The organism is Microvirga flavescens, from assembly GCF_003290125.1.
Lineage (GTDB): Bacteria > Pseudomonadota > Alphaproteobacteria > Rhizobiales > Beijerinckiaceae > Microvirga > Microvirga flavescens.
Genome location: NZ_QMKH01000001.1, coordinates 1,018,166 through 1,035,338, shown reverse-complemented (window position 1 = coordinate 1,035,338; position 17,173 = coordinate 1,018,166). Strand labels below are relative to the sequence as shown.

The following is a 17,173-nucleotide window of genomic DNA, read 5'->3' as shown; positions in this document are numbered from 1 at the left end:
CAACTCCCTCAATAGGTGAGGAAGAGGGGGACCGGGCTTGCCCCCAGCATCGTCTCCGTCACGCCACCGAGTACGATCTGGCGCACGCGTGAATGGACGAAGGCGCCCATCACGATCATGTCCGCCCGAATCAGGCTTGCCTGGTTCCGGATCGTCTCGCCCGCATCGCCGCCTGCCGCAGCCAGATCCTTGACCGAACAATTGACCCCGTGCCGGGCGAGATGCGGTGCCAGGTCACTGCCCTGAACGGATTTAGACAGGTCCTTTTCCCCTGTGACGGACAGGATCTCCACATTTTCCGCCGCCTTGAGGAAGGGCAGCGCATCGTTCACCGCACGCACGGCGCGGGCGCTGCCGTCCCAGGCGATGAGAATCGTCCTGGCCTTGAATTCGTTAACTCCGGCCGGAACGACGATGACCGGGCGACCGCTGTTGAACAGGGTCTCCTCCAGAAGTCCTCGCTCCAGGCTCCAGCTGTTCAGCTCCGCGTCGACGATGGACAGATCGTGCACCCGCGCACGCCGCGTGAAGGAGGCCGTCAGGGCGGCATACGGTTCCTGAAGCACTTCGCCCGTGCACAGCACGCCTGCCGACACCGCGTCCTTCCGCGCCTCATCGACGGCGTTCTCGGCCAACTCGCGCAGGCGGTTGTTCTCAGCCGCGACCAATCCCGCCGCCACGCCGCTGACAAAAGCATGGGTGATCACCACTTTCGGGGAGAGTGCGCAGACCGAGGCATGAGCCTTGGCTTCCCGTGCGAGGGAGAGGCCGTAACGAAGTGCGTGTGAGGCCGGGGTCCCCTCCTGCCGGAAGCCGATGAGAACGTTCTTGAGGTTATCGATCATGACGCCATGCTCCTTGTCACGCTCGATATAAGAACGTGGGTGCGAATTCCCAACGCCTGGGGCCACAAGAAATGGCGATGGAAACGATCCGCGCGGAGAAAGTGGCGGCACCCATGCCGCCCGAATTCCTGACGGGGGACTGGCTCGGCCGCCCGCTCTGGATGTGGCTGACGTTTCACGCGATCCTCGCCGGCGTGCTGGCCTTCGACCGACTGATCCTGCGCCGGGGACCGGCGCACGAGATTGGGGTGCGGGAGAGCCTCGTCTTCTCCAGTTACTACATCACCCTGGGTCTGCTCTTCGGCGGCTGGGTCTGGATCGGGCTCGGCGCGCAGGCCGGCAAGGAATACCTCACAGGCTTCCTGCTCGAGAAATCGCTGTCCATGGACAATGTGTTCGTGATGGCGCTGATCTTCCGCTTCTTCGGTATTCCGGGGGCCTTACAATATCGCGTCCTCTTCTGGGGCATTCTCGCGGTCATCGTGCTGCGCGGTCTCATGATCGCTGTTGGCGCGGCGCTCGTATCGCGGTTCGGATGGATGCTCGACATCTTCGCTGCGTTCCTGATCTTCACCGGGATCAAAATGATCTTCACCGTGGAGCGGGCCTACGACGTCGCTACAAACCCCATCATCGGTTTCATGCGTCGCCGTTTCCGCATCACCGACAGCCTCCACGGCGAGCACTTCGCGGTGTGGTTGCCGAATTCCGCGACCGGCCGGCGAGCCTTATGGCTGACGCCGCTCGCGCTCGCCCTGGTCCTCATCGAAATCTCGGACGTGATCTTTGCGATCGATTCTGTGCCGGCGATCTTCGCCATCACCACCGACACCTTCATCGTCTACACCTCGAACATATTCGCCGTGCTCGGCCTGCGCGCCCTGTATTTCGCTCTCGCCGCCATGGTGGAGCGGTTCCGCTATCTGAAATATGCCCTCGTGGGCATCCTCATCTTCATCGGTGCCAAGGTCTTTGCAGCCGATCTATTGGGCATCCCCAAGATCCCGCCAGGCGTGTCCCTCGCGGTCACTCTTGGCCTGATCGCGGCGGGGATCGGGTTCAGTCTCTGGAAGACCCGCAGAGACAACCAACACCGGCGACCTTCCAGGCCGTAGAACAGGTCTCTCCAAACTGAAGCGTGACGGGAGACCTCGACAGCGGGACCATTTTCCGCTCAAGCTAATGACGTAAGGTAATATTCGGAGCATGCGCGATGAGAAACGGGTCAACGGCTCCCGCTGCCCTTTTGGCTGCCGCCCTTGTGGGCTTCGCCACTCTCTCCTTGGCGCAGGCGCCTTCTCCGATCGACACCTCCTGGAGCATCCCGGAAGTCGAAGACCTGCCGAACGATCCCCAAAGCAACCTCATTCGGCGTGGGCGCGATCTCATCGTCAACACCTATGCCACCATCGGCCCGCAGGCCGCCGACCCGGCCCAGCGCTATGCAGGCAACAACCTGAACTGCCGCACCTGCCATCTGGACGAAGGCCTGAAGAAACTCGGCAATCCGCTTTGGGGGCTCACCGCGCTCTATCCCCGCTACGATGCCGAGAGCGGCAGGACCATCACGCTGCCGGAGCGCGTGAATGGCTGCATGGAGCGCAGCATGAACGGCCGCCCTATGCCTCTCGACGGACCCGAGATGGAGGCGATGATGGCTTATCTCAGCTTCATCTCCAGAGGTCTGAAGCCGGGGCGCCGCCTCGACGGTTATGGCGTGGGCGCGATGGCCGAACTCGACCGGCCCGCCGACCCGCAACGCGGCGCGCCGGTCTACCGGCAGCAATGCGCCCAATGCCACGGCGTCAACGGGGAAGGCGTGCGCAAGAACCTTACCTCCAACGATCTCGGCTATGTGACGCCGCCGTTGTGGGGACCGGACACCTACAACAACGCGGCAGGGATGAACCGGCTCATCACCATCGCCAACTTCGTTCACGACAACATGCCGAACGGCACGAGCTATGAGATGCCGCGCCTCTCGGTCGAGAATTCGTGGGACGTCGCGGCCTTTGTGGTCTCGCAGGAGCGCCCGCGAAAGCCCGATCTCGACAAGGACTACCCGAACCGCCTCGAGAAGCCCGTCGATACGCCCTACGGCCCCTACGCGGACGGCTTTTCCCAGGAGCAGCATACTTATGGCCCCTTCGCGCCGATCCGCGCGGCCATCGCACGGCTGAAGGCGGCGCAGAAGCCTTGAGGGGGCTCAGAGGAAGCGCCGGAAGAGATCCGTGAAGAAGTAGGGGCCAAAGCTCCATAGCCCCGCCCACAGGGCCGCGCCGAGGGCGTTCGCCGTCACGAAGTGAAGCCAGGGCATTCTCAGGGCCCCGGCGACGAGCCCGTTGAGCTGCCGCAGCAGCACGACGAACCGTGCGAAGAGCACGACGAAGAAGCCCCTCTCAGCGAATTCACCCTCGACCCGGGCAAGTCGTTCAGGGCTCAAACCTAAGCGCGGTCCGTATCGTTCGAGCAGGGGACGCCCCCCGAAATGGCCGATGAGGTAGCCGGTGCTGTCCCCCAAAACCGCCGCGCTCCAGGCCGCCAGAAACACATGGGCAATGGAAAGATCGCCCTTGGCGGCCACAAACGCGCATGTCACCAGCGCGCTTTCCCCCGGAAGCGGCGCGCCGAAGGATTCGAAATAGAGAATGATGAACAGCGCGGCGACGCCGTAGATCGCGATGGCGTGCTCGATGGAGGCCAGACCGTGCTGGAAAAGGGCCATCGCGGCTTCCTGTCAGGGTTGCGGCCAGTATTCACGCCGCCCTTTCACGGCGTCAACTTCCCCGGTCTCAATTGCCTTGTGGGTGCGGCATAGACGACAAAGGAATTGAGCTTCACAACAGCGTCACAGTGCTTGTAGACTCTTCTCACGGGATACGACTCTTCTCCCCTGAGGAGGTGATGTGACGATACACGTCCAGCCTGTCGTGAAACCGGATGCTTGTCCGGCCCTCGTCCTCAATGCCGATTACCGGCCCTTGAGCTACTACCCTTTGTCCATCTGGTCCTGGCAGGATGCGATCAAGGCGGTGTTTCTGGACCGGGTGAACATCGTCTCCGAGTATGACAAGATCGTCCGAAGTCCGAGCTTCGAGATCCGCCTGCCCTCGGTGATTTCGCTCAAGACCTACGTCAAGCCGACCCGGAACCCCGCCTTCACCCGGTTCAACGTCTTTCTCCGCGACCGCTTCAGCTGCCAATATTGCGGCGATCACAACGACCTGACCTTCGACCATGTGATCCCACGGTCCAAGGGCGGGCAGACGACCTGGGAAAACGTGGTCGCCGCCTGCGCCCCCTGCAATCTCAGAAAAGCCGACCGCATGCCCCGCGAGGCCGAGATGTGGCCCCGGCAAAGCCCCTTCGCCCCGACCTTGCAGGACCTGCATTCCAACGGCAGGCTCTTCCCGCCGAACTACCTGCACGAGAGCTGGCTCGATTATCTCTATTGGGACAGCGAACTCGAGCCGTAGGCCTTCAATTTCCTTTATTGCCGCATGATCCGGGCAAACGACATCATGCTTTGGACCGCGCGCCAAGAGCCGCGAGAGCCGCAAGCCCCAGCGAGATCAGAACGTTCCACCCCGCGAGCGAGAGGCCGAGGAAACGCCAAGCCGCCGAGGTACAGCTGACCACGCGGGTCTTCTGCAACTGGTTGAGGAAATCCCCCACATTGCCCGCGCCCGCCCCGGAGCCGCCGCCGCAATCGCTCGGGCCCATGAAGAGGCCCCACTCGACACCGGCGTGATACGCCCCGAGCCCCGCACTGACGACAAAGACAAGGGCAAGCAGCCACAACCCCGCGCGCCGCAGCGGCGGCGGCACGAAGGCGGTCACCAGCGCCAGCGGGATGCCGAGATAGTAAGGATCACGCTGCATCAGGCAGAGCTTGCAGGGTTGATAGCCCAATCCGTATTGAAAAACATACGCGCCGCCGATGGTGGCCGCCGCGCCGAGAGCGATGGCCAAAGCCGTCCGCCGCATCGTGATTGGACGTTTCATTCCGTCATTCCCTTGCTTCCCGGCAGCGCCCGCCCCGGCGAACCGGTGTCCACTTCGCCGGATCATGCTTTTGCCTACCGCATGATCTTTTCGGCGAACCGGTGTCCACTTCGCCGGATCATGCTTTAGAACAAATACCGGAACGCGACGAAGCCACCGACGATCACGATCACGGCACCGGCCGCCACGAGGTTGAAGTGCCGGTCGATGATGCCCTTGATGGAGGGGCCGAACCGGCTCATCAGCACGGCGACCGCGAAGAACCGCGCGCCCCGCGTCAGGATCGACAGCACGACGAACCAGAACAGGTTGTATTCGGCAAAGCCCGACGTGATGGTGACGAGCTTGTAGGGGATCGGCGTCAGGCCTTTGAGCAAGATGATCCAGTGGCCGTACTCGGCATAGGAATGCCGGAAGGACTCCGCCCCCTCGGTCAGCCCATAGAGCTGGAACAGCCAGGTGCCGAGCGATTCATAGAGCACCGCGCCGATGAGGTACCCGAGAAGCCCGCCGACGACCGACGCCACCGTGCAGATCGCCGCGTAGAACCAGGCCCGGTCGGGTCGCGCCAGCATCATCGGCACCAGCATCACATCCGGCGGCACGGGGAAGAACGAGCTCTCCGCGAAGGAGACGGCGGCCAGCGCATAGGGCGCGGAGGGCTTGGCGGAGAGGGACAGGGTCCAGTCGTAAAGGCGTCGAAGCATGAAAGACCAGGGGTGTCGAACGGCTCAAAGGTAGGCCGCCGCCCTTTGAGCACAAGCAGCGCCCAAAGGCGAGCGCCATCTCGCCCACCCCGCATTGACCCGCCCTCCTCCCGATGCTACTCGGCAGATCACAGAGCCCCTGTGGCGGAATTGGTAGACGCGCTCGACTCAAAATCGAGTTCCGCAAGGAGTGCTGGTTCGATCCCGGCCAGGGGCACCATTCACCCGCTTCTCGGAAGCGGTGAAGGGCAAGCGACAAAGCGCTGAGCGTTAGCCTGAAACATCTGCGCGCCATTCATATTCAAACGCTTGAACCGGCTGGTGAAAGCCCTTCAGGTTTTTCAAGCCCAGGTCCACGAAGTCATAGCCATTCCCGCACTCATCCCGGATTCGCGCTGTCACCAGAATTTGGTCTGAGCCGGCTGCGCTGCACATTCGCGAGGCGCACTGGACGGTCGAGCCGAACAGGTCGTGGCTGTCCTCCACCGGCTCGCCGCAATCCAATCCGATGCGGACATGGATCGGCTCGGCGCTTGCCCGGTTGTAGCGCTCGAACGAGCTCTGGATCGCTTTGGCGCATTCCACTGCTGCCACGGTCGATTCAAACGAGGCCATGATGCCGTCGCCGAGATGCTTGACCTCACGCCCGTCATGCCGCGCAAGCGCCCGGCGGATCAGGGCATCGTGCGCCCGCACGAGTTCAGTTGACGCCACATCGCCGAGCCGGGCCGTCATCTCCGTCGATTCAACGATATCGGTGAACATGATCGACCGATGCCCTGGCTCAGGCATGACAGTCTCGGACGGGTGGGAGGATTGCGGATCGCTGATGCGGCCCAAAAACGCTTCGACCGCCGACAGCGCAACTTGAATGACTTCACCGGCGACATGCCCATGCGCATCGTGGTGGACTCGCTGCGCCGTTTCCTGATCGGGCGCATCGATGAGGCAGAACGCCGTTCCTCGCTCTTCGTCGAACCAGTAGGTCAGGAACTTCACCCCATAGCCATCCTGGATGGACAAGTCTTTCAGATGAGCCTCCGCGACTTCGGTCGCGCTCGTGCCCTTCATGTCATGTCGATCTAAAAAGAGAGGCATCGTACTCTCCATTCATGGGCGCGATCAGACACCTCGCTTCCCCAGTGCTCACGGAGACTTCCTGCCTTTCTTAACGTGCGGCGGAGAAAATCGTGCCGGAAAGGCGCTGATGCAGGGTTCAATTCCCACCACGCATCAATCGTGATACATTATTATGCAATGAGTGTTCTGGATGCCCTCCCGCTGAACCTGCGTTACTCGCAAGCGATCCCACACATTTCGCCGCGGCTGGCTGGTTTTGGCAGCTTCCACATCGAGACGCAGAAGCTGCTCCTGGGCGATCTTGTCATCATGCTGTCCTTCTACAGTGGAACGACGCAAAGGCTTGGCCTGTCCGACAAGGATGCTGAACAGTTGATCTTGCTGCTCCATGAGGCCGCAGAAGTTGCGGAGAAAGCACCGCGCACACCTCATCCTGCAGCGACCTGGAAAGACCCAACATTGATGGATCGAGGAAAGGCTCTTCTCATCAGGCTCGCCTATCTCTTCTTTCCGGATGTTCTCTTCAACGCTGAATGCCCGACGGGTTTTCGAAACGGGAAGTTTTACGTGCAGATCGAGCGGGACTATTTCGGGCGCGTTCGTCTCGCACTGCTTTTCCAATCGGCGATATTCATGATCCCCAAGATCACTTTCTCGCCAGGCATCATCGAACTGATGATCGGCTGCCTGACGGAAGCCCGCGCAGCGATTGGAAGACAGGCTGAGGAGCACTGACAATCCACCTCGCGCTCCCTCTGGCAAAGCTTCCACCGCGCCATATCTCACCGGCATGGCTCTCGTTTCCGCACAATGCCGCGCCGCGCGCGCGTTGTTGAACTGGTCTCAGGACGATCTGGCGCGTTTTGCTCGCGTTACGCTCGACACACTAGCCGCTTTCGAGGACGGCGAGGCCATCCCCCATGCTGGCGAGCGCGCGCTTGCGGCAGCGCTGACGGCGGCGGGAATTGTCTTCATCGACGACGGTGCGATTTCCGATCTCGGCGGGGTCGGCGTTCGCTTGCGGGATGGCGCGCTCGATGAAGGGCTGCGGCCCGAGGAGCTTTCGAGCGAGAACGACGATTGAAGCTCAATCCACCTTCGTGGCGAGATCGCCGAAAGCGGAGACCACATTCTCATAGACCTGCCGCTTGAACGGAATGATCAGCTCCGGCAGGCGCGCCATCTCTTCCCACCGCCATTCATCGAATTCTGGCTTGTGGTGGCCACCGCCCGGCTGGTGGATGTTGATTTCGCTTTCATTGCCCTCGAAGCGGAAGGCGAACCAACGCTGCATCTGGCCGCGATAGCGCCCGCGCCAGGCGCGGCCGGCGACCATCGAGGGTAGGTCGTAGGAATACCAATCCGGCGCTTCCGCGATGAGGCTGACCGAGCGAACGCTGGTTTCCTCGTAGAGTTCGCGCACGGCCGCGTCATAGGGGTTCTCACCCGGGTCGATGCCTCCTTGCGGCATCTGCCAGGCGTAGCCGTCCGCCACGTGTTCCGGTCCACCCTCGGAGCGGCGGCGTCCAACGAAAACGAGGCCGTCCTTGTTGAGCAGCATGACACCGACGCAGGCGCGGTAAGGCAAATCCGACAATTTCCGCGATCCTTTGGTGTTCGGCATCGGCTCAGAACCTCTCATGACATGCAGCCAAGGGAATACATCCCTTTATTCCGTGATTCTCAATGCCCCTGCCCTGCGGGCAAGTGCAAAGGTGACGCTGCGACACTGCCGCGTTACTGCGCCTGACACAAGCTTCGCGATGGGCGCTTTCATGCAGAACGGCCCGCGCTCCGTTCCGGGAACGCGGGCCGTTCAAAGCTTTGTCTTACGGTCGGGCGAAAAGCCGCCCGGAGCCGTCAGTTGGCGGTGCTGGGTGTCGCCGGAGCAGCAGCATTGCCGCCCGTGGTGTTGGCCGCGCCCTTGCGCTCACCGCGCAGGAACTCGTAGGCCGCGATGAGCTGTTTGTCCTTGGTCACATCCGGCGGGACATAGGCCGAGGAACCGCCGCGCTCTTCGTTGGCGGCGCCGTTGGTCAGGTGGCCGCGCAGGCCCGCCTCACCCTTGGTTTCGTCCTTGCCCTTCAATTCGTCCGGAATCTCCTGCAGCACCTCGACATCGGGATCGATGCCCTTGGCCTGGATGGAGCGGCCGGACGGCGTGTAGTAGCGCGCCGTCGTCAGGCGCACCGCGCCGTTGCCGGCGAGCGGGATGATGGTCTGCACCGAGCCCTTGCCGAAGGAGCGCGTGCCCATGACGGTAGCGCGCTTCTGATCCTGCAACGCGCCGGCCACGATCTCGGACGCCGAGGCGGAGCCGCCGTTGATGAGGACGACGAGGGGCTTGCCCTTCGTCAGATCGCCACCCTTGGCGTTGAAGCGCTGCGTGTCTTCCGGGTTACGGCTGCGGGTCGAGACGATCTCGCCACGCTCCAGGAACGCATCGGACACCAGGATGGCTTGGTCGAGCAGGCCGCCCGGATTGTTGCGAAGATCGACCACGAAGCCCTTCAGCTTGTCGGCGCCGATATCGGTCGTCAGCTTCTCGATGCCGGCGCGCAGGCCCTCGTAGGTCTGCTCGTTGAACTGGGTGACGCGCAGGACGCCGATGTCGCCCTCCTGGCGGGCGCGCACGGCACGGACCTTGATGGTCTCGCGGGTCAGCTTGACCTCGATCGGGTCCTTCTGGCCCTTGCGCTGGATCTTGATCGTCACGGAGGAGTTCACCGGGCCGCGCATCTTGTCGACAGCCTGGTTGAGATCGAGCCCCTGGACGTTCTCGCCGTTGATCTGGACGATGACGTCATTCGCCATGATTCCGGCACGGGAGGCTGGCGTGTCGTCGATAGGGGTGACGACCTTCACGAGACCGTCCTCCATCGTGACTTCGATGCCAAGGCCGCCGAACTCGCCGCGCGTCTGTACCTGCATGTCACGGAAGCTCTTGGCGTCCATGTAGCTGGAATGCGGATCGAGCGAGGTGAGCATGCCGTTGATGGCGGATTCGACGAGCTTGGGCTCATCCGGCTTCTCGACATAGTCGGTGCGGATCTTCTCGAAGACGTCGCCGAACAGGCTGAGTTGCCGATAGGTATCGGCGGAGGCGGCAATCGCGCTCGTGCTCGACAGAAGATCGGCCTGCGACACCAGCGTCGCGCTGCCAGCACCGAAGGCGGCACCGATGAGAAGAAGAGACAGTTTGCGCATTACCCGCGAACCTTTTCGCTTTGCGATTTCGCCCACCACGGACCGGGATCGATCGACCCTCCATCTTTCCTGAACTCTACATAGAGAACCGGATCGTTGGATTCGATAGCGCCCGCCGCCGGAGAAACGAGTGAAGTCTGACCCATGATTGCGACAGGCTCTCCGGCGAGGACGAATTGACCGACCTCGACATTGATCTGATCCATGCCGGCCAGAAGCATATAATATCCCCCGCCGCCATTGATTATCAAGAGTCGTCCGTAGGACCTGAACGGGCCCGCGAAGGCCACCCACCCATCCGCCGGTGAAACTACGGCAGCTTTAGGGCGGGTTGAGATCGAAATGCCGCGCGTCGTTCCGCCATAGCCGTCGGAAGCGCCGAATTCCTTGGAAACATCGCCGCCCACAGGCCTCAAGAGTTGTCCTTTCGCCTCCGCAAAAGGAACCTTTGGCACAAGGCGCGCGGGATCGCGGAAGGCGGCCTGCGCGAATCTTTCGCGGGTCTCGCGCGCCTGCGCCTCGGCGGCCTTGCGCGCCTCATCCGCGGCGCGCTGCGCGCCTGCGATTTCGCGCTCCATGCGGTCGATCAATTCTTTGAGAGTGCCGGCCTGCCGCGCAAGCTCGGCCGCCTTGTCGCGCTCGGAGCCGATGTTGCGCTCGACCTCGCCGATGCGGCCCTGGCGCGCATCGACAAGCGCGGCCAGGCGCTGCTGCTCGCCGGTCAGCGCCTGCAACTCGCCTTCCAGCGCCGTCCTGTCGGTGGCGATGGCCTCCTTCAGCCGCACCAGCTCCGCGAGATCGCCCGCAAGGGCCTCCGCCTCGGCGCGAAGCTCGGGCAGGACCGCGCCGAGCAGGATCGACGCGCGTACCGCCTCCAGCATGTCCTCCGGCTGCACCAGCACGGCGGGCGGCGGGCGGCGGCCCATGCGTTGAAGGGCCGCGAAAACCTCGACAATGATGCCGCGCCGGCTCTCCAGCGACCGGCGGATCGCGGCTTCGCTGGAATTCAGCGTCTGAAGCCGCCGCTCCAGGGCCGCGATCCGATCCTCGGTGGAACGGACCCGGCTCGCCGTGTCGATGAGTGCGGCGTTGAGCTTGGCGCGGTCGGTTCTGATTTCGGCGACCTCGGCCTCGAGGCGCTTGCGCGCCTCGGCATTGGCCGTCATCGCCGCTTCGAGGGTCTTCAGGTCCTGCTCGCGCCGGGCCTTCTCCTCCGCCGCCTCCATGGCCTTGCGGGCCGGATCGTCCGGCGGCGCAACGGTTTGCTGCGCGACGGCAAAGCCAATCGCTGAGGCCGTCAGAAGGACGGCGAAGGTGCAAACCTTGGAGATGCGAGCCAAGCGGGCCATCCGTCAGGAATCGTCGTGTCCGACGCGATGATAAGGGTGTCCGGCAAGGATTGTCAGGGCTCTGTAGAGCTGCTCGGCGACAAGCGCCCGCACGATCTGGTGCGGCAAGGTCAGCGCTCCGAAGGAGACCACGAGATCAGCCCTCTGGCGCACCTTCGGATCGAGCCCGTCCGGCCCGCCGATGATGCAGGCGATGCCGCTGCGCCCTTCGTCCCGCCAATGCCGGACCTTTTCGGCGAAAGCTTCGCTCGTCGGGCTCTTGCCGCGCTCGTCGAAGACGATGAGGACGGCCCCTCCGGCCTTGTCGAGAAGTGCGGCCGCTTCCTCCGCGCGCCGGTCGTCATCCCGCCGCGCGCGACTCTCGGGCAATTCGATCAGATCGAATACAGCAAGGCCTTGAGCCTTGCCCATGCCTTCGATCCGCTGCCGATAGCGTTCGACGAGTTCCCGCTCGGGGCCACTCTTCAGGCGGCCCACGGCCAGAAGACTCAAACGCAACGCTAAACCTCCCGAAGATCAGGCCTGCGGGCGGTCGGCGCTCCACATCTTCTCGAGGTTGTAGAAACCACGCACCTCGGGACGGAAGATGTGAACGAGAACGTCGCCGGCATCGATCAGGACCCAGTCGCACGCCGGCATGCCCTCGACGCGCGCATTACCGAACCCCTTGTCCTTGAGGTCCTGCAGAATGCGATCGGCGATGGCGCCAACATGGCGGTTGGAGCGGCCCGACGTGACGATCATGGTGTCGGCGAGCGAGGTTTTGCCGGCCAGGTCGATCTCGACCGTGTTCTCGGCTTTCATATCCTCGAGCGAAGCCAGGATGGCTGCCCGGATATCCTCTTCCTTCGGAGCCACCGCTCCGGAGGGAGGGGGAAGCGGATTAAGATCCGCCTCACGCGGAATTGGACGGTTCAGATTCAAGCCCTTTCCATCGGCAACCACCAATGTGCCGTGTCGGTAAGATAATGCGGAAAGGCCCCTCATTTCAACGTCTGCGTTGGTGGCAATTTCACCCCGGCCCGGCGAAGCTCCGTGGAGGAGAGGAATGAGCGCGGCCCGTGAAGGTAGGTCCAAGCGGGCGCGGGCAAGCCGGCTAAGGCTCGCGCCTCGCTTTCCGCGAGGCGATAAGGGGCAAGCGCCACGGCGGCGCGCGAGCCGATGGCCCTCAGGGTCCAGCCGGGCCGGTCGATGACCGCGAGGGGCATAAGGCTGGAAATACCTTCCCAGCCGCGCCAGCGGTGGAAACTCGCCAGGTTGTCCGCCCCCATGATCCACACGAAATCGACACCCGGACAGCGCCGCCTGAGATAGGACAGCGTGTCGACGGTGTAGCGGGAGCCGATTTCCTCCTCGAAGGCGGTCACGTCGATGCGCGGATGACGGGCAAGATCCTCGGCGGCGGCAACGCGCATGGCGGTGGTCGCGAGTTCGCCCGTGTCTTTGAGCGGATTGCCGGGGGTGACGATCCACCACACCCGGTCGAGCCCAAGGCGCTTCAACGCCATGAGGCTGACGAGACGATGTCCCGCATGAGGCGGGTTGAACGAACCGCCATAAAGCCCGATGCGCATGCCTGGAGCCGCCCGCGGCAGGCGCGCGAGCCCGGAAGGCTGGAGGCGGAACCGCGAGGTGGAATGGCTCAAGGGCGTGTCTGCCCCGCGCCGCGCACGCGATATTTGAACGAGGTCAGCTGCTCCACGCCGACCGGCCCGCGCGCGTGCATGCGGCCCGTCGCGATGCCGATCTCCGCGCCGAAGCCGAACTCGCCGCCATCGGCGAACTGCGTCGAGGCATTGTGCAGCACGATGGCCGAGTCGACCTCATTGAGAAATCTCTCTGCGGCCTCGGCATCGTCCGTCACGATGGAATCAGTGTGATGGGAGCCGTAGGCCGCGATGTGGGACAGCGCGCCCTCAAGCCCATCGACCACGCGGGCCGAGATGATGGCGTCGAGATATTCCGTGCGCCAATCCTCCTCCGTCGCGGGCGTGACGCGCGGATCGGCGGCAAGCGTCGCCGCATCGCCGCGCACGGCACAACCGGCATCGAGCAGCATCGTCACCAGAGGCTTCAAATGCGTTGCGGCGCAAGCCTTGTCGACGAGGAGCGTTTCGGCTGAACCGCAGACGCCCGTGCGGCGCATCTTGGCGTTCAGCACGATTTGCTTCGCCATGTCGAGATCGGCCTTCGCATGCACATAGACATGGTTGAGGCCTTCCAGATGCGCGAAGACCGGCACGCGCGCCTCTTCCTGCACCCGCGCCACAAGATTCTTGCCACCGCGCGGCACGATGACATCGAGAGTGCCGTCGAGGCCGGACAACATGGCGCCCACCGCCGTGCGGTCGCGCGTCGGCACGAGGCGAATGGCGTCGGCGGGAAGCCCAGCTTCCTCGAGCCCCGCGCTCATCGCCTCGGCAATGGCGAGCGAGGTGCGGAAGCTCTCCGAACCCGCTCGCAGGATCGCGGCATTGCCCGCCTTGAGGCAGAGCGCGCCGGCATCCGCCGTCACGTTCGGGCGGCTTTCGAAAATCACGCCGATGACGCCAAGCGGCGTCGCCACGCGCTCGATGACAAGGCCGTTCGGGCGCTCGAACCGCGCCAGCACCCGCCCGACGGGATCGGACAAGTCGGCGATACTCTCGATGGCTTTGGCGATGTCCTCCAGCCGCTGCGGGTTGAGCGTCAGGCGGTCGATGAAAGAGGCCACCTGCCCTTTGGCCCGCGCAGCGGAAAGGTCCTCGGCATTGGCGGCGAGAATCGCACCGGCCCGGTTGCGGATCTGCGCCGCCATGGCGCGCAGGGCCGCGTTCTTCTGCTCCGGCGAGGCCAAGGCGATGCGCTGCGAGGCTGTTCTCGCGCAGCGGCCAAGCTCCTGCATCAGGGCCGGAACATCGACATGCTCGCCCGAAGCCGCCTCCACGGCGTTGTACCGGTCGGCGGAAGCCCGCCCGCTCGCAATCTGGGTGTCGTCCATGTCTTTGACTTCGCCTATGTCCAAGCCTCGCGGATCGTCCGCGCCAAAGTCCCGTTCCAGTGTTCCGCCGCGGGAAGCCGAGCTTCGCATCGGCACCTCGGGCTGGCACTATAGCGCTTGGCGCGGCCCCTTCTATCCGAAGGGGCTCGCGCCGAAGAATTTCCTGTCGTTCTACGTTGAACATTTCAACACGACCGAAATCAACAATTCGTTTTACCGCATGCCGACGGAAAATGCGGTGCGAACCTGGCACGAGGCGGCCCCGGAGGGCTTTCTCTTCGCCTGGAAGGCCTCACGCATCATCACCCATCTCAAGCGCCTCAAGGATGTCGGTGAAAACATCGCCTTCGTGTTCGAGCGTATGAACGGGCTCGGCTCCGCCTTCGGCCCGGTACTGTTCCAACTGCCGCCAAGCATGGCGGCAAAGCCCGAGTATCTCGAGCGGCTGGCGCGCTGCCTCGGCGAGATCCCGCGCGGACGGCGCTGCACCTTCGAATTCCGCCATGCCAGTTGGTTCGAGGAAAAGGCGCTCGACATCCTGCGCGCGCACAACGTGGCGCTCTGCCTCTCCGATCACGCCGCCGCACCGACGCCCTGGATCGTGACCGCCGATTTCGTCTATCTGCGCTGCCACGGCAAGCAAGGCCCCTATGAAGGGCTCTACGGACGCAAGACGCTGCAGAGCTGGGCACCCGCAATCCGCCAATGGCGCGAGGAGGGCCGCGACGTCTTCGTCTATTTCGACAACGACTATAAGAGCGCGGCCCCGAAGGATGCGCAGACGCTGATCGCGCTAACCGGCTGATCTGTCAGTCAACGAGCGCCATATCGTCCCGATGCACCATCTCGCTGCGACCGTGATAGCCGAGGATCGCTTCGATCTCGCTGCTCGGACGACCGATGATGCGGGAGGCATCATCGGCATCGTAAGCCACGAGCCCGCGCCCGAGCACCCGTGTCTCGTCGCGGATCATCACCGCATCGCCCCGCGCAAACGATCCTTCGACGCGCCGCACGCCGACTGGCAGAAGACTTGCGCCACCACGCAAAGCTTTCGCCGCGCCCTGATCCACATAGAGCGTGCCGCGCGGCTCGAGTGCACCGGCGATCCATGTCTTGCGCGCCGTCGCGGGATTGGACGGCGTGAGGAACCATGTGCAGCGCCCGCCATCCTGCACGCGGCGCAGCGGGTTCTTCGCGCGCCCGTCGGCGATGATCATGTGCGTGCCGCCGGATGTCGCGATCTTGCCCGCCTCGATCTTCGTGCGCATGCCGCCGCGCGAAAGCTCAGAGGCCGGACCGCCCGCCATCGCATCGATCTCAGGTGTGATGCGCTCGACGAGCGGAATGTGCTTCGCGTTGGGATCGGAATTCGGCGGTGCGGTGTAGAGACCGTCGATATCGGAGAACAGCACAAGCAGGTCCGCGCCGATCATCGTCGCCACACGCGCCGCGAGACGGTCGTTGTCGCCGTAGCGGATTTCGCTCGTCGCAACCGTGTCGTTCTCGTTGACGATGGGCACCGCGCGCATGTCGAGCAGCTTCAACGTGGTCGCGCGGGCGTTGAGGTAACGGCGGCGCTCTTCCGTATCCGCGAGCGTCACCAGAATCTGCCCGGCGGTCATGTCGTGATGAGCCAGAACCTCGGCCCATGTACGCGCCAGCGCGATCTGCCCGACAGCTGCCGCCGCCTGACTCTCTTCAAGCTTCAACGGACCCGGCGGAAGCCCCAGCACCGTGCGGCCCATCGCGATGGCGCCGGACGAGACTACGAGAACATCCGCGCCACGCGCGTGCAGATCCGCGATGTCCTCGGCCAGGGCCGCAAGCCACGCATGATTCAAGCGCCCGCGCGCGCGGTCCACGAGCAGGGACGAGCCGACCTTGAGGACGATGCGACGGAACTGGCGCAGATCCGGCATCATGGATGCCACTCTTCCTCGGCCTCGGACGGAGCTTCCTCGACCTTCGCGGTATCGATGACCTGCAGCAGCGCCTGCAGCACCTCCTGCACGCCCTGGCCTGACGCCGCCGAAATCACATAAGGCGTGCGCTTGGCCGCGCGCTTCAGTTGCGCGAGGCGTTCTTTCAGCGTCTCCTCGTCGAGCGCATCGGCCTTCGAGAGCGCGACGATCTCGGGCTTCTCGGCGAGTCCGTGACCATAGGCCTCCAATTCACCGCGCACGGTCTTGTAGACCTTGCCCGCATGTTCGTTGGTCGCATCCACGAGATGCAGCAGCACGCGGCAGCGCTCCACATGACCGAGGAACCGGTCGCCGAGGCCCGCGCCTTCCGACGCGCCTTCGATCAGGCCCGGAATATCGGCGAGCACGAATTCGCGATTATAGGCGCGCACCACACCAAGCCCCGGATGGAGCGTCGTGAACGGATAATCGGCGATTTTGGGTTTCGCTGCGCTCACGGTGGCGAGGAACGTGGACTTGCCCGCGTTCGGCAGGCCGACGAGGCCCGCATCCGCAATGAGCTTCAGCCGCAGGATGATCCAGCGCTCCTGACCCTCCTGCCCCGGATTGGCGCGGCGCGGGGCGCGGTTGGTGGAGGTGGTGAAATAGGCATTGCCGAAGCCGCCGTTGCCGCCACGGGCGAGCAGGATCTTCTGGCCGACCTTGGTGAGGTCCGCGATGACGGTCTCACCGTCCTCGTCCAGGATCTGCGTGCCTTCCGGGACTTTGAGCACCATATCCGTGCCCTTCCCGCCGGCGCGGTTCTTGCCCATGCCGTGCTCGCCCTTCTTGGCCTTGAAGTGCTGCTGGTAACGGTAATCGATGAGGGTGTTCAGCCCCTCGACGCATTCCGCCCACACGTCACCACCGCGTCCGCCGTCGCCCCCATCCGGGCCGCCGAACTCGATGAACTTTTCGCGGCGGAACGAGACGCAGCCTGCGCCACCGTCGCCCGAGCGGATATAGATCTTGGCTTGATCGAGAAATTTCATAGCCTGTTCCCTTTACGGGACAAGGCGTGCGGGAGCAACGCGGG

20 protein-coding genes and 1 tRNA gene are annotated in these 17,173 nt (G+C 63.8%); 7 read left to right on the top strand and 14 right to left on the bottom strand.

Features of this window, described 5'->3' with window-relative positions; translation table 11 throughout:
• Positions 1–8 precede the first annotated feature (8 nt).
• On the bottom strand, positions 9–845 hold the full coding sequence (locus DQW91_RS04660) for a universal stress protein (protein WP_112662335.1): 837 nt from the start codon (positions 843–845) through the stop codon (positions 9–11).
• A 77-nt stretch (positions 846–922) separates the two neighbouring features.
• Here DQW91_RS04660 and DQW91_RS04655 point away from each other — a divergent pair, with 77 nt between their 5' ends.
• Both DQW91_RS04655 and DQW91_RS04650 read left to right on the top strand, forming a co-directional pair.
• Complete coding sequence (locus DQW91_RS04655; RefSeq protein WP_245410891.1) at positions 923–1,960, top strand: TerC family protein; 1,038 nt, start codon at positions 923–925, stop codon at positions 1,958–1,960.
• Positions 1,961–2,058: 98 nt separating this feature from the next.
• Positions 2,059–3,045, top strand: coding sequence for a c-type cytochrome (locus DQW91_RS04650; RefSeq protein WP_112662334.1), 987 nt, complete (start codon positions 2,059–2,061; stop codon positions 3,043–3,045).
• 6 nt (positions 3,046–3,051) lie between these two features.
• Here DQW91_RS04650 and DQW91_RS04645 read toward each other — a convergent pair whose 3' ends face one another.
• On the bottom strand, positions 3,052–3,549 hold the full coding sequence (locus DQW91_RS04645; protein ID WP_112662472.1) for a DedA family protein: 498 nt from the start codon (positions 3,547–3,549) through the stop codon (positions 3,052–3,054).
• Between the two features lie 202 nt (positions 3,550–3,751).
• On the opposite strand from DQW91_RS04645, the gene DQW91_RS04640 reads away from it, so the two are divergent.
• Entirely contained in the window at positions 3,752–4,321 is a 570-nt protein-coding gene (locus tag DQW91_RS04640) for an HNH endonuclease (RefSeq protein WP_112662333.1), read from the top strand.
• A 43-nt stretch (positions 4,322–4,364) separates the two neighbouring features.
• On the opposite strand, the gene DQW91_RS04635 is transcribed toward DQW91_RS04640, so the two are convergent.
• Both DQW91_RS04635 and DQW91_RS04630 read right to left on the bottom strand, forming a co-directional pair.
• Positions 4,365–4,850, bottom strand: coding sequence for a disulfide bond formation protein B (locus tag DQW91_RS04635; RefSeq protein ID WP_112662332.1), 486 nt, complete (start codon positions 4,848–4,850; stop codon positions 4,365–4,367).
• 125 nt (positions 4,851–4,975) lie between these two features.
• Positions 4,976–5,557, bottom strand: coding sequence for a YqaA family protein (locus DQW91_RS04630; RefSeq protein ID WP_112662331.1), 582 nt, complete (start codon positions 5,555–5,557; stop codon positions 4,976–4,978).
• Between the two features lie 135 nt (positions 5,558–5,692).
• Between DQW91_RS04630 and DQW91_RS04625 the strand changes: the two genes are divergently transcribed.
• A tRNA-Leu gene (locus DQW91_RS04625) sits at positions 5,693–5,777 on the top strand.
• A gap of 50 nt (positions 5,778–5,827) precedes the next feature.
• Here the strand turns inward: DQW91_RS04625 and DQW91_RS04620 are convergent.
• Complete coding sequence (locus DQW91_RS04620; RefSeq protein WP_112662330.1) at positions 5,828–6,655, bottom strand: nickel-binding protein; 828 nt, start codon at positions 6,653–6,655, stop codon at positions 5,828–5,830.
• Between the two features lie 75 nt (positions 6,656–6,730).
• On the opposite strand from DQW91_RS04620, the gene DQW91_RS04615 reads away from it, so the two are divergent.
• Both DQW91_RS04615 and DQW91_RS04610 read left to right on the top strand, forming a co-directional pair.
• The gene (locus DQW91_RS04615; protein ID WP_157961341.1) at positions 6,731–7,372 is read left to right on the top strand and encodes a hypothetical protein; all 642 of its coding nucleotides are present in this window, start codon (positions 6,731–6,733) and stop codon (positions 7,370–7,372) included.
• Positions 7,373–7,427: 55 nt separating this feature from the next.
• Positions 7,428–7,721 (top strand): helix-turn-helix domain-containing protein, encoded by a 294-nt coding sequence (locus DQW91_RS04610; protein WP_112662328.1) that lies wholly within the window; start codon positions 7,428–7,430, stop codon positions 7,719–7,721.
• Between the two features lie 3 nt (positions 7,722–7,724).
• Here DQW91_RS04610 and DQW91_RS04605 read toward each other — a convergent pair whose 3' ends face one another.
• The 7 genes from DQW91_RS04605 to DQW91_RS04575 all read right to left on the bottom strand — a co-directional run bounded on the left by DQW91_RS04605 (position 7,725) and on the right by DQW91_RS04575 (position 14,077).
• A complete protein-coding gene (locus DQW91_RS04605) occupies positions 7,725–8,261 on the bottom strand; it encodes an RNA pyrophosphohydrolase (RefSeq protein ID WP_112662327.1) in 537 nt (178 codons plus the stop codon).
• Between the two features lie 236 nt (positions 8,262–8,497).
• Complete coding sequence (locus DQW91_RS04600) at positions 8,498–9,844, bottom strand: S41 family peptidase (protein WP_112662326.1); 1,347 nt, start codon at positions 9,842–9,844, stop codon at positions 8,498–8,500.
• Positions 9,844–11,193: a murein hydrolase activator EnvC family protein gene (locus tag DQW91_RS04595; protein WP_112662325.1), complete on the bottom strand. Its 1,350-nt coding sequence runs from the start codon at positions 11,191–11,193 to the stop codon at positions 9,844–9,846. Before DQW91_RS04595 ends, DQW91_RS04600 begins: the two co-directional genes overlap by 1 nt.
• Before the next feature lie 3 nt (positions 11,194–11,196).
• Positions 11,197–11,691, bottom strand: coding sequence for a 23S rRNA (pseudouridine(1915)-N(3))-methyltransferase RlmH (gene rlmH, locus DQW91_RS04590; protein ID WP_112662324.1), 495 nt, complete (start codon positions 11,689–11,691; stop codon positions 11,197–11,199).
• A gap of 18 nt (positions 11,692–11,709) precedes the next feature.
• Positions 11,710–12,141: a ribosome silencing factor gene (gene rsfS, locus DQW91_RS04585; RefSeq protein ID WP_425373374.1), complete on the bottom strand. Its 432-nt coding sequence runs from the start codon at positions 12,139–12,141 to the stop codon at positions 11,710–11,712.
• Between the two features lie 35 nt (positions 12,142–12,176).
• Positions 12,177–12,839, bottom strand: coding sequence for a nicotinate-nucleotide adenylyltransferase (locus tag DQW91_RS04580; protein ID WP_112662322.1), 663 nt, complete (start codon positions 12,837–12,839; stop codon positions 12,177–12,179).
• Positions 12,836–14,077 carry a glutamate-5-semialdehyde dehydrogenase gene (locus DQW91_RS04575; RefSeq protein WP_425373373.1) on the bottom strand — a complete coding sequence of 414 codons (1,242 nt, stop codon included), beginning with the start codon at positions 14,075–14,077 and terminating at the stop codon, positions 12,836–12,838. The genes DQW91_RS04580 and DQW91_RS04575 overlap by 4 nt, the downstream gene beginning before the upstream one ends.
• Before the next feature lie 112 nt (positions 14,078–14,189).
• Here DQW91_RS04575 and DQW91_RS04570 point away from each other — a divergent pair, with 112 nt between their 5' ends.
• Positions 14,190–14,978, top strand: coding sequence for a DUF72 domain-containing protein (locus DQW91_RS04570; protein ID WP_198411771.1), 789 nt, complete (start codon positions 14,190–14,192; stop codon positions 14,976–14,978).
• Between the two features lie 4 nt (positions 14,979–14,982).
• Here the strand turns inward: DQW91_RS04570 and proB are convergent, their stop codons facing one another.
• Both proB and obgE read right to left on the bottom strand, forming a co-directional pair.
• Complete coding sequence (proB, locus tag DQW91_RS04565) at positions 14,983–16,098, bottom strand: glutamate 5-kinase (RefSeq protein WP_112662319.1); 1,116 nt, start codon at positions 16,096–16,098, stop codon at positions 14,983–14,985.
• The gene (gene obgE / locus DQW91_RS04560) at positions 16,095–17,129 is read right to left on the bottom strand and encodes a GTPase ObgE (protein WP_112662318.1); all 1,035 of its coding nucleotides are present in this window, start codon (positions 17,127–17,129) and stop codon (positions 16,095–16,097) included. Before obgE ends, proB begins: the two co-directional genes overlap by 4 nt.
• Positions 17,130–17,173: the final 44 nt, after the last annotated feature.